This is a genomic window from Jiangella alba, from assembly GCF_900106035.1.
GTDB classification, from domain to species: domain Bacteria; phylum Actinomycetota; class Actinomycetes; order Jiangellales; family Jiangellaceae; genus Jiangella; species Jiangella alba.
The window spans coordinates 3,237,041-3,249,535 of record NZ_FNUC01000003.1 but is presented as its reverse complement, the minus strand read 5'-3'; the positions used below and the strand labels follow the sequence as shown (position 1 = coordinate 3,249,535).

The window sequence follows — 12,495 nt, the reverse complement described above, 5'->3', positions numbered from 1 at the left end:
GCGCAGACGCGAGGAGCCGCCGCACGTCGAGCACGGCTTCGTGTGGTCCCTCATGTCTTCAGCGTCGGCCCAGCTCGGCATCGGGATGTCGAGGTGCTTGCCTCCTATGCGGAACTTCCAGGACCACTGTATTTAGTACAGCCGAAGCTGCAGCCGAGGCCGGCTCGTGAGCACAGACCAGCTCGGCAGCTACGCACGTACACGCGCAGGCGTCACCTCACGTCTGAGATTGTCATGCAATTGGTTTACGACCACGACGCAGGCGTACCGAGTCCCGAACCGGTGACGCGCTACAAGCTTGGCAAGGAGACTGTCCTTAAGCTCCTGCGTGAGCACGGTGTCAAAGCTCCCTCCGGCAGGTCCTCTCCGACAGCGAGCAGGCCGAGCCCGTCGAGCTGTAACAGTTCGGGCTCGCGCTGGTCGCCGTGGGGGGAGCGGCTGGACTATCACCCAAGCAGCATTGGGAGCGCTCTCCGGCATGCAGGCGTCCCCGTTACGGCCGGGTCGATAGAGAGGAAACGATGAGGAGCGATCATCGAGCTCTCGGTGCCGGTGATCGGCACTGCCCAACGCCGTCGACGGCCCGCGCCGGTCTCGGAAGGATGCTGCGTGGGCGCCGTGCCTTACCAGTAGATCGCGATGATCTCTGCGTTCAGGAAGTACTCGGTCTCCCGGGTTAGTTTCGTGGCCAACGTGGTGGCGCTCGCGTCCATCGCCGTGCCGCCTGGATGGAGGCCCTGCCGCTGAGCCGCGGCTGCTCGCAGCTTGGCGGCGGCTACAGGGTTGAACGGCACGCTGGACCGATCCTTGATGTACTCGGTAATTGCCCTGAATGCCGGCCGGCTGTCGTGTACCGACTTGAAGAGTTCCGCGCCCTCACTCGCGAACAAATCGATCTGCTCAAGGTCTTCGTCGGTAAGCTTCACATCCATCTCAAGCGCCATCAGCTCGCCGAAGTTCCTCAGCGCCGCGACGCGTGGTTCGATCAGCCGCGATTGACGCGCCGAGCGATCCGCCATCTGCTGCAGGGCATCAGGGCCGAAGATTCCGAGTACCTCACCAAAGTCTGGCGCCACTTCACCGAGCACATCGACCAGAGTTACCGGGCGCCACGCACTTCCAATACCATCCTCATTCAGTCGACAGAGAACGCGGAACCGATCCTTCGCAAACAGAACCCGTCGTGTGTCCTTCCAATAGAGTGACTTCTCCGTTACGCCCACCAGCTGAACGTCCACTGTCGCGCGGCGCTCGTTCTCCGGTACTTTTTTGACGACCTCACGATGCACAAGAGCGGCGTTGTCGTCCTCGCCGACTAACACATAATTTGCGACCCGGCATCTGAGCGGTACGAGGCCCGCCATCAATTTCTCAATAAGAGCATTAATTTCCAGCGCTTGGTCCAGCTCGTGGCGCTCCATGAGTTGACCGATCAGTTCCTTACTGTCTTTAACCATCTCGGCGAAGGAGGACGCAATGGTGCTGACTCTGAAGGCTGGGTCAGCATACAACTCCACCTCGAGTTCTACCATTTGGCCACGACGAAGGCTAGCTACATTGATAGTCCACGGGGCCACACCCGCCCTGGACGGCTCGCTGAGCATGGCCTCGGAATCGCTGGAAGTCGGCTTCTTGTCGTTGTCGCGAATCGGAGCAATCGCAAGGTGATCCCTAGCAAGTTCGCCATCGTAAAGACGCTTGAAGATTGCTTGGATTGTAGCGCGACTGACCACCTTGGTGTCTTCTGTCGCGCTGGACTCCAGCTGTGACCCAATCTCCGACTTAGCAAAGCCCGCATTCGCGCCAATGTTGGCGCTAAGTTGTGCCCGGGACGAATTCGTCGACGTATCGGTGAACTCGCTCGGAACCTTGCCTTCTCGTGAGGACAGCAGGCTGACGACGCTGACTTCGTCTAGGTAGACGAATTCACGCATCTCGTACCAGGGTTCTGGGGCAGGCGCCTCTTCATCCTTGGCTTTACGGCCACGCCACCACTGCTTGAGCCGGTTCATCGCTTGCCCTCCTGCCGCTCACGGCGCTTGCTCTTGGCTACCTGCTCACGCTGGGCAGCGACGCGCTCGAACCCGCCGAAGTAGTCCTCTTCAAGAACGATGTCGCGATGGTCCTGCACTGCCAGGAGCGCCGCCTCACTCCAGATGGCAGTGAGCTCAGCTGGCGACCAGCCATTGGTCTTGTGCGCGATGATCTCGTGTGGCAGGCCCTTATCAACGTTGAGCCTGCGGGCCGAAATTCGCAGTATCTCTTCGCGGTCCGACTCCTCCGGCAACGGGAATGCGATCTCCCAGTCGAAGCGACCGGGGCGCCGGAGCGCACTATCGATGTCCTCGGGCCGGTTGGTGGTTGCGATGACCATGATGTTCTTCTTGCGGTCGAAGCCATCTATCAGGGTCAACAGCTGGCCCACCAGACGGCGGGAAGCCTCATGGGAATCGCCGCCACGCTGAGGCGCCACACTGTCCATCTCATCGAAGAAGATGATTGCGGGCTCGTTCTTCTTTGCGTCATCGAAGATCTTCCGCAGCAAATCCTCGCTGTCACCTAGATACTTGCTGATGATCTCGGGGCCTCGGATCAGGTAAAAGGTAGCCCCAGCCCGGTGAGCAATGATCTCCGCTAGCAAGGTCTTTCCTGTACCAGAGGGGCCAGTAAACAGGACGCCCTTGATGCCCTTCGCGTTGATCTTAGTGAGCTTATCGTGATGTTTCAATGGCACTTCGATCAACTCAACCGCGCGCTCTACGATGTCCCGATAGCCGCCGAAGTCGTCGAAACTCGGCGAGTCCTCGTCGGGTTCTTCCGGTTTGATCTTCTTGAAGTTGGATAGGTCCGTCGGTTCATCCAGCGAAAGGTCTATCTGGCGAATAGGGCGCGTGTCGAGCACTCGGATAACGCCGTCGGGGTCTCGGCCCTCAACGGTGTACCCTACTTCGATGTCCAGGTCGGCCAGCCGAGGGTAGCTCCGCGGCGACCGCTCGCCGGTCGAAATCACGATCTCCTCGTCGAGCACCAGTCGCACGACGCCGATCCATTTTTCCGAATACCAAAGATCGCTGCTCGTATGCTCAATATCGTACCAATCGGGCCCGACAAGCACGACATCGCCGACCTCAAAGCTTGTATCGTCATCGTCGTCCGTCTTGAAGGTATGCACGTAACCATTGCGCAGCATAAGATGCACGTCACCCTTGTCGTCAATATGCTCAACGCGCGCAGGTATCTTGGTGGGATTGTCTTCAGGTGTCATGTAGCTTCGTGTGCCCTCTTGATGAACTGACTTCCGCTTCAAATCTTCCTGTGACGGAAATAGCAAGCAGAACTAAACCAAATATGCACGGATTCTTGGCCTAAGGCCAAGACAGAACACGAGCAGCATTCTCGACCCACGCGAAAACGGTTGCTTGCGAACTTGAGCGAGGTGCATAGCCGCAGGAGGGTGATGTGGCCACCAAGGCAGCTGCGGTAGATCCTAGCGTCACCGCATGGCCATGCTCAGGATCTGCGCCTCTCGGCGTGTCGCGTTGAGGATGCACTCGGGACCGTAGAGATGACGGGCCGCGGACTGCCATGCATCAATGACGGAGCATCATCTTTCGCCAGACGGGTGTGAGGCACTGCTCAGCTCGAGGCGGCTCGCCGTGCCGGATGCCAAGCCGGCAAGTTCGCCTCATCGCGCGGGAACAGCTCTTGGTCGTACAGAGCAGGTCCTGGGCGGCGCTGCCGGTGTTCGTGGGGTCGTCGGCCATGCCGCCGTAGGGCGGGTTGTCGTAGTCGAAGGTGGCGTCGAGCTTGCCGCCCTCGGCGCACGGGTGTCGTGGCTACCATCGGACAGTTCGACGTCGAGGGCGCCGGTCATCATGTTGGCGGGCGAGCGAGGCCGCAGCCGCTTCGATGCTGAGGTTCAGCTCGGAGTCCGGGATGCGATGCACAAATGACCACGGTTCGAGGCACACCGATGCGATCACGCCGTTCCGGGGTGCGTTGGGTGCATCCGTCGTGCGAACTGGCTTCGAGCGGCGCGCAGTCCGACGATCAGCACCGTCGTCGGACGATCTACGACTGTCGTGTGGCGATTGTCGTGTCCAGGGTTCACGATGACGCCGCGGGTATCTGCCAGCTCAGAGCCGGTACGGAATGCGCGACCACGTCGCGATCTCAAGGTGGCGCGGCGGTTCTGATCCCGTCAGCGCAGCAAGAGGACCGTCCATGATCGTGTGCGATTCGTGTGACGACTTCCTTGCAAGGCTTGGCCAGAAGGGGTGAGAGCGGGTCGTCCGGCGTCCATGAGCTGCGATGATCCGAATCCCACGAGGTTACAGGCGTGTAGGTTCGTCGTTCACACCAAAGAGGTCGCCAGCTCTGTCCGCGGGCGACCACGGAGTGAGCGGCTCGGCCCGGCGTCTGTCGGCCGCTCGGGGCTGCTGCACGGATAGGCGACAGGTCGGGTCAGGCCGTTTTGACGACGGCTGGGCTCATGATGAGTTCGTATTCGATTGGGGTCAACCGGCCGAGGGCGGCCTGTCGGCGTCGTCGGTGGTAGGTCCTCTCGATCCAGGTCACGAGGGCGATCCGTAGCTGTTCGCGGGTGGTCCAGGTGCGGCGGTCGAGGATGTTCTTCTGCAGGAGCGAGAAGAACGACTCCATGGCGGCGTTGTCGCCGGCGGCGCCCACGCGCCTCATCGAGCCGACCAGGCCGTGTCGGTTGAGCTGGTGCACCAGCTTCCTGGACCGAAATTTGCGAGCCGCGGTCGGTGTGCAGATACAACCGCCCTCAGCACGGCGCCGAGCGACCGCGTTGTCCAGCGCGGCGACGGCCAGGCGTGACTTCATCCGTGAGTCGATGGAGTAGCCGACGATCTTGTTGGAAAAGACGTCCTTGACCGCGCAGAGGTAGAGCTTGCCCTCACCGGTCCAGTGCTCGGTGATATCCGAGAGCCACAGCTGGTTCGGCGCGGTCGCGGTGAAGTCGCGCAGCACCAGGTCGTCGCGCACCGGTGGGCCTGGCTTCTTGCCGTTGCAGCCGCGCTTCTTGCCGAAAGCGCTCCACCAGCCCAGTTGGGAGCAGTACTTCCAGGCGGTCCGTCCGGCCATGGCCTGACCGGCTTCGCGGCCTCGTCGAGCAGGAATCGGTAGCCGAGCTCGGGGTCGTCGCGGTGGGCGTCGAACAACACGTTGGCGCGGTAGGCCGCCCTCAGCTCTGCGTCGGTGACCGGGTTCGCGAGCCAGCGGTAGTAGGGCTGGCGGGCGATCTTGAGGACCCGGCACGTCACCGCAACGGGAATCGCGTCGCCAGCGAGCTCGTGGACGAGCCGGTATCATTTTCCCGGCAGGTGCGCCTGCGACAGATGCGCGGCCGCGCGGCGCAGCACCTCGTTCTCCTGCTCGAGCAGCTTGATCCGCTTGTTCGCCTCACGCAGCGCGTCCGACTCTTCGACCGGGTGCGACGAGCCCGAGTTGGCCGATGACTTTCGTTCGTCGATGGTCAGCCATCGCTTCAGACACGACGCCGAGATGCCGAAGTCCTTCGCGACCTGGGCCATCGAGGCATCCGAGCCGCGGTAGACCCGGATCACGTCCTCGCGGAACTCCTTGGGCACGATGCACATCCTTCTAGCGCCGACACATCGACGCAGATCAGATGTCACCCAATCGTGCAGCAGACCCGGATTTGGAAGGTGGCGGGTAGGGCCGTCCGACGGGATACCCGCCTCCGATCGCTCGGTGCGCCGCAACGCTGCGGGCACCCAAACGAATGAGCAACTACATCAGCGCCGTCTCGACCTGTTGGACCAGGTACAGGGAACGGAGCAGCGCCTCTGCGGGCTCGACGGACCGGTCAGGGTCGGCGAACACCGGGAAGCCGACCTTGCGCAGGGCGGCGTGTGCGGTGGCGAGGCGGGGCACGACGGCGCCGGCGGGCGCACCCGTGCAGCCGCGCTGGGCCTCCTGTTCGACCAGGGCGCGGAGCTCCGCCAGCGCCGCGGGGACCGGGCTGGCCGCGGGTTCGTCGTCGGCTGGGGCCTGGTCCGGGACACCGGAGCGGAGGAGTCGGTCGACCAGGCTCGACGTGGCCTGGCCGGATCCCGGGTCGAAGTGGAGCGAGTCGACGGGCTGGTGCGCACGGTCCGGCATCACAAGACTGAGGGGTTCGCCGACGAGCTGGCCGCGGGTCCGGCGGAGCCGCGCGACCACGAGCGCCCCGTCGGGGAGGCCGCTGCCGAGCGCCTCGAGGCGTTCGATCGCGTGGGCGTGGAGCCTGCTCCAGGGCACGCGCATGGCGGCGGTCTCCCCCTGGTGGTCAAGGAGCGTCCAGGTGAGAGTCTGGTCGGACGGGTCCCAGCGGGCGGGCAGCGCGCGCGCCGGTTGGAGGACGGCCCAGGCCCCGGTCGGGTCGAAGACGTCGGTGAGCGCGCGCGGCCGCGGGAGCGCGAGGGTCTCCCAGGAGTCCTGCACGGGCAACTGGTCCATGAGCTCGCGGCTGTCTAGTGCGGTCACGGCGGCTGAGGTGACCTCGACCCCGGACAGGCGCCCATCCGGGCTGACCTGCGCATGGGTGAGCACGACCCGGCGTCCCGCCGCGGCGGCCGGGGTCGTCAGCCCGGTCCAGGGCGCGGGCTGCTCCCAGCGGTGTCGCGGGTCGAACCCGGGCACGTTCTCAGGCCGGGTGTCGGTCCAGGTGTATATGCGTCGTCGGGACGGGCTCCAGTACACGCACGTCAGGCCGTGGTAGCCGGATCCGGTGCGCCAGGGCGACCCGCCGAGCCCCATGAGGTCGAGGGAGCGCACCGGGTCGTAGGCGGTGCGGGCCCGGCCGAGCAGGGTGGCCGGCTCGCTGCCGGTGGCGGCCGCGGCGTCGAGGGCGGCGACGAGGGCGTGGGCGGTGGTGACGTCGCCCAGGAGTGCGAGGTCGTCGGCGGCCGCGGACCTCGCCAGCATGAGGTCGACCTGATCGCCGATGCGGCGCAGCAGCCGGGCGAGGCGGTGGTACTCGACGCCCTGGGCCCAGGTGGCGGCGGTGACGACGCGGTCGCGGATCGCGGGCGAGAGGTGAGAGACGCCGACGGCCACCATGTCGCGCAGCAGGGCACCGGCGGTGGTACGTAGCCGCGCCCTGGACTCGGCAAGCGATCTCGCCGTCTCCGTGGCCGGGCGGCCGGACTTCGTGGAGCCGGAGCGCGGCGGCGGTGGTGGCGGCAACCGGAGCCCGTGGGCGCGTTGCCAGGCCAGGACCGCGGCGACCCGGTAGCGCTCGGGGTGCGGGACGTTCTGGTCCAGGACGAGTCCGTCGAGTCCGCCACCGAGGTAGCGGATCGTGAGCTCGGGCTGCGCGAACGTGACCGCGAGGTACCCGCTCTGCGACAACGTCGGAGCGTGGTCGGGGTCGAGGTCGTCGAGGTGCTGGTGCGCCCATCGGTAGCCGGGCAGCCCGGCGTACCGGGTCATGGTGGTGGCCTCCAGCGCCATCAGCTCGTCAGACAGCGACGGGGTCGTGTCCGCTTCCTGCTGGGCGGCGAGCCACAGGCCGGCGGTGATGATGTGCTGGCAGAGCACCGCGCTGGGGCAGGTGCACGTCGCGTCGGCCGGGCCGCTGGGGCCCATGCGGACCACGTTGTCGCCGACGGCCACGGCCACCGTCGGGGCGTCTCTCTGCTCGTCGTCCTCTGCGAGGGTGACGGCGACGGACTCGAGGTCCTTGCGGGCGCGGCGGAGCAGGCCGCGGTTGGCCACGGCCGTCCATGCCTCGTCGTCCCAGCGCGCGAGCGTCGCGCGGACGCGCCCTAGCACCTCCGCGCTCATCGGGCGGTCACCTCCGCGAGCCACTCGGCGAGCTGCCCAGGGCTGAGGGCACCGATGGACATACCGACGTCGGCGAGCCGCCCGGCCATCTGCTTGTCGTAGTGCGGGTGGGCGGATCCGTCGAGCGAGGCCAGCCCGATGGCGGTGACGCGGGCCTCGACGAGCCGTCGGACGGCGGCGACGAGCTCGGACGGCGGCCCGCCTTCGCAGAAGTCGCTGACGAGTACCACCACGGCGCGGGCGGGGTTGTCGAGAATCTGCCCGGCGTAGTTGACCGCCTGGGCAATGTCGGTGCCGCCGCCGAGCTGGACCGACATCAGCATCTCGACCGGGTCGGCTGCAACGTCGCTCAGGTCGACGACGCTGGTGTCGAACACGACCAGCCGGAGCCGGTACGAGGGCAACCCGGCGAGGATGCCGGCCATCACGGCGCTGTGGATGACCGACCCGACCATCGACCCGGACTGGTCGACGAGGAGGACGACCTCCCACGGGATCCGGCGGGCGTTGCGCTGGAAGAAGAGCGGGCGTTCGACCACGAGCTGTCGCCGTTCGGGGTCCCAGTGCCGCAGGTTGGCCCGGATCGTTCCCCGGGGATCGAAGTTCTTCGCCACCGGCAGCGGGCTGTGGCGGTGCTGGCTGAGCCTGCCCGTGAACGCCTGCCGGACCTCGGTCTCCAGGCGACGGCGGAGGTCCTCGACGACGGTGCGGATGATCCGCCGTACCTGGCTCAGCACGGCCGGGGCGAGCCGGCCCTTCAGGGACAGCAGGGTCTTGAGCAGCTCCTCGCTCGGCTCGATGCAGGCCAGCACCTCCGGGTCGCTGACCAGCTCGGTTAGGCCGTACCGATCCAGGGCGTGCCGTTCGATGGTCTCCACGGTCTCGCGGGGGAACAACTCGCGGACCTCGCCGAGCCACTCGACGATCGACGGGGCGGACGGGTCCAGTGAGCCGGCTGTGACCTCACGTTCCTCGGCTGCGCCGTCGGGCCGGCCACCGCGGCCCGCGTACTCGCGCCCGTACAGGTAGTCCAGGGCCCGCTCGTAGCGGGCCCCGTCGGCGTCGGCCGGGGCTGGCAGCCGCTGGTCGGCGTACCGGCCGAGCACCAGCCGCCAACGGTCGGTCGGTCTCATCGCGTCACCCATCCGGCGAGGCCGTCGCGTTCGAGCGCCTCGACCACCAGCTCGGAGACGGCGGCGTGGGCCTCGATGGTGGCGGCGTCGATGTCGCGGCGAACCGAGACGTCGGGCTTCTCGCCTCCGTGGAGCGCGGCGACCAGTTCCGCCACCCGGTCGGTCTCGCGCGGCGTGAGGTCGGCGAACGCCAGGCGCAGGTCCGGCAGGGCGGCCAGGAACGTGGCCTGCTCCCAGTCGGCGAGGCGGCCGTCGAGCTCCTCGACGAGGCCGGACTCCTGCCAGACCGTCTCCCGCGCCGTCGCGAACAGGCCACGGACGAACCCGGCCGCCTCGCCCGGGGGCATCGAGCTGGCCAGGTGGCCGGCGACGTCGCGCGCCAGGTCCGCGAGCTGGAGCCGGCCCGCAGTTGAAGCGAGCCCCGCGGCGGCGCCGCGCACCAGGGTCCGATCGTGGTGACGCCGCAGGTGGTCTACAACCGCCCAGAAGGGATCGGGGTCAAGGGCCTGCCCAGCCGGTGAGGCAAGCAGCTCGCGGAGCCGGGTGAGGGCGTGGGCGACATCGTCGGCAGGCTGCTCGTCGCCCTGTAGGTCGGCGGCGAGGTAGAGCGCACGGGAGAACCCAGCCGCAACCAGGTCCGGGAGGGTGGTGAGGCGGGTTGCTTCGAGCGGTTCGCGTCCCTCCTCGAGCAGGGCCAGCGTCGCGGTCGCGATGACGGCGGCGACGAACGAGGTCTCGGCGGCGAGTGCGTCCCTGTTCAGGGTCACGACCGGCCCGAGCTCGTCGTGCAGGCCGAGCACGGCGCCTTGGGCGAGGAGCGACGTAGCTTCGATGCTGCCGGGCACGCGGCCTTCGGCGGTGGCCTCCTCGAGCAGGTGCCCGTACCGCGTCTCGACGGCTTCGGGGAGCGTGGCGCCGAGGAGGGACAGCTCAGCGAGGACGCCTTCGGTGACCGGGGACCACAGGTAGCTCCACCGCTCCTGCAGCCGGGCCAGGCCGCGGCCGCGGACGAAGTCGGGGCCGGCGACGTGGTCGGCGAACGGCACCCCGAGCAGTCGCAGCCCGTGTAGGGCGCGGCTGGTGCGCCGGTGGGCGGGGTTGCGGTACAGGTCGAGCGCCAGGTTCCGGGGTTCGGCGGCGTCGGTGTCGAGCCGCAGCGCCCTCAGCCGGTCGAGGGTGTCGCGCACCAGGGCGGGGGTGCCGGCGCCCGGCGGGACGACGCCGACCTGGTGTCCGGTCAGCACCTGCCCGGTGACCCGGCGCACCAGCCGTCCCTCGACGTCGGCCTCGCCCTGGACCAAACAGGAGGTGACGGCGTCGAGCAGGTCGCTGCGCAGGGGCGCGGGATGGTCGCGCAGCTCGGTGAGCAGCCCGAGCTGGTGCTGGGCGGCGGCCAGGCTGGGAGTTGGGACCGGCGTGTGATGGCGACCCCGCAGCAGCTCCGCGACGTCGAGCAGCACCGTGAGTGCTGCCGCGCGGCGGGCTTGGTCGGGCGGGTTGCCGTGGCGCCGTTCCTCCCAGATCCGCTGGTGCCAGCCCGGCGATGTCATCCCGGAGGCGTACCCGTTGAGCCGCTCGAGCCGGTCGAACCCGTACCGGACCAGCGCGGCCCCCTCGTCGGCCGGGCCGAGCTCGAACGTGGGCCGGTCGGGCGGGTCGGCGAGCAGATCGGGAAGGGCGACGGCGTGGAACCCGCCGAGCACCATCAGCACCGGGCCGTCGCCCGGCCTGCGTGCGGCCAGCGCCCGGGCTGCGTGCCAGGCCATCTCGGACTCGCGCTGCCGGGTGCCTTCGCGGTCCAGGTCGGCGGTGGTCTGGTCGCCGCGGGCGAGCAGGCAGTACGCGGCCATCCGGGCCAGGTGCTCGTCGAGGTCGACGGGCGCCAGGTCCGCCTCGAACAGAAGCTCCCACAGGTCCTCGTGGTCCCGGCACCCCAGCCGGGACGCGAGGGCGGTCAAGGTTCGGCTGTGCTCGTAGACGTCCTCGCGCTGCAACGAGCCGCTGCCGGGGAGGACCGTCTCCGAGGCCGCCGCGGCCTGTTCGCCAACCTCGAGGTCGCAGAACCCGACTGGGATACCCGCCTGATGCCCGAGCTGGGCGGCGACGAGCTCCGGGGAGTAGTCGCAAAACGGGTAGTAGCCTCCGGCCCCTGCAGACCCGGCCGAGCGCCGGGTGGGCCGCGACCATGTGTACACCGCGAGCGGGTATCGGGCGTCGGGATGGCACAGCAGCGGGACCAGGTCGGTGAAGCTGCGTGGGCCCTCGATCAGGACCCGCGACGGCTGGTGCCGCGCGAACGCGGCCTCGACCGCCGCGGCACACGCCGGGCTGTGGTGCCGTACCGGCACGATGACGAGCTCGTCGGTGACGAGCCGGGCCGCGACGGCGCGGACCTCGGTGCTGGAGAAGAGTGGCTGAGGCATGGTCGCCGGGTGGTCAGCGCTCGAGCTCGGGGCGGGTCTGCAGGACGGCCTTCCACACCTTGTCCCGGCGGGCCCGAGGCTTGACCACGACGTCGAAGTAGTGCCGCAGCTTGGCGCCGTCGTCGGAGTTGTCCTTCAGCACGGTCCCGATCAGCTGGCGGGCGATGTGCTGGCCGCCGACGGCACCGTCGCCGAAGTAGTGGGCGTCGAGCGCCGCGGCGTAGCCGACCGAGACCGCCTCGGCCGAGCTCATCACAGCCGTCGGCCGCTCCACCTGGATGCCGTCTTCCGTGACGCCCTCGCGCAGGTCGTGGAACGCCGTGACCAGCAGGTCGACGACGTCGGGGCCGAGTCGGGTGTCGACATCGGCGTGCGCGAGCATCCCGTCGGTCTGCTCGCTGATCAGCCGACGTTCGAGGTCCCGGTCCCGGATGGGGCGGACGGTCTCGAAGTTGAAGCGCCGCTTGAGCGCGCTGGACATCTCGTGTACGCCCCGGTCGCGCAGGTTTGCCGTGGCCAGCACGTTGAAGCCGGGGGCGGCGAACACCACCGAGTCGGGATCGTCCAGCTCGGGGACGTGGAGGAGCTTGTCCGACATCACCCCGATCAGGACGTCCTGGATCTCGGGCTGAACCCGTGTCACCTCCTCGAACCGGCACACCGCGCCGCGGGCGAGGGCCTGATGGAGCGGGCCGCGGACCAGGGCCCTCGGTGTGGGGCCCTCGGCGAGCAGGAGCGCGTAGTTCCACGAGTAGGTGATCTGGTCGTCGGTAGTCCCCGAGCTGCCCTGGATGGTGCACGTCGAGTCCCCAGAGATCGCCGCGGCGAACAGCTCGGAGAGCATCGACTTCGCGGTCCCGGGCTCGCCCACCAGGAGCAGACCGCGGTTGCTCATCAGCGTCACGACGCAGCGGTCGACCAAGGGATCGTCGCCGTAGAACTTCCGCGACACCCCCAGCGCGGGGTCGCCGACGACGAACGCGCGGACCGCCCGGGGCGTCAGCCGCCACCCGGCGGGACGCGGCCCCTGGTCGGCGGCCGCCAGGGCGGCGAGCTCGTCGGCGTAGGTGATCTCGGCCGGCGCCCGGAGCACGGGCCCACCTGGCAACGGAGCGGCTGTCATG

The 12,495-nt window shown here is 68.0% G+C and carries 6 protein-coding genes and 1 pseudogene; all 7 read right to left on the bottom strand.

From position 1 onward, the window contains the following. Positions 1 to 623 precede the first annotated feature (623 nt). The 7 genes and pseudogenes from BLV02_RS17375 to BLV02_RS17340 all read right to left on the bottom strand — a co-directional run bounded on the left by BLV02_RS17375 (position 624) and on the right by BLV02_RS17340 (position 12,494). Positions 624 to 2,012 carry a DUF6414 family protein gene (locus tag BLV02_RS17375; RefSeq protein WP_141711863.1) on the bottom strand — a complete coding sequence of 463 codons (1,389 nt, stop codon included), beginning with the start codon at positions 2,010 to 2,012 and terminating at the stop codon, positions 624 to 626. Then, on the bottom strand, positions 2,009 to 3,265 hold the full coding sequence (locus tag BLV02_RS17370) for an ATP-binding protein (RefSeq protein WP_069114834.1): 1,257 nt from the start codon (positions 3,263 to 3,265) through the stop codon (positions 2,009 to 2,011). Before BLV02_RS17370 ends, BLV02_RS17375 begins: the two co-directional genes overlap by 4 nt. A gap of 1,199 nt (positions 3,266 to 4,464) precedes the next feature. Next, positions 4,465 to 5,624: pseudogene (locus BLV02_RS17365) on the bottom strand (IS3 family transposase). Between the two features lie 154 nt (positions 5,625 to 5,778). Then, positions 5,779 to 7,815, bottom strand: a complete 2,037-nt coding sequence (locus BLV02_RS17355) for an SWIM zinc finger family protein (RefSeq protein ID WP_069114832.1) — start codon at positions 7,813 to 7,815, stop codon at positions 5,779 to 5,781. Then, complete coding sequence (locus tag BLV02_RS17350) at positions 7,812 to 8,948, bottom strand: VWA domain-containing protein (RefSeq protein WP_069114831.1); 1,137 nt, start codon at positions 8,946 to 8,948, stop codon at positions 7,812 to 7,814. Before BLV02_RS17350 ends, BLV02_RS17355 begins: the two co-directional genes overlap by 4 nt. Continuing rightward, on the bottom strand, positions 8,945 to 11,371 hold the full coding sequence (locus BLV02_RS17345; protein WP_069114830.1) for a DUF5682 family protein: 2,427 nt from the start codon (positions 11,369 to 11,371) through the stop codon (positions 8,945 to 8,947). Before BLV02_RS17345 ends, BLV02_RS17350 begins: the two co-directional genes overlap by 4 nt. A gap of 13 nt (positions 11,372 to 11,384) precedes the next feature. Then, positions 11,385 to 12,494: an AAA family ATPase gene (locus BLV02_RS17340; RefSeq protein ID WP_069114829.1), complete on the bottom strand. Its 1,110-nt coding sequence runs from the start codon at positions 12,492 to 12,494 to the stop codon at positions 11,385 to 11,387. Between the last annotated feature and the right edge of the window lies 1 nt (position 12,495).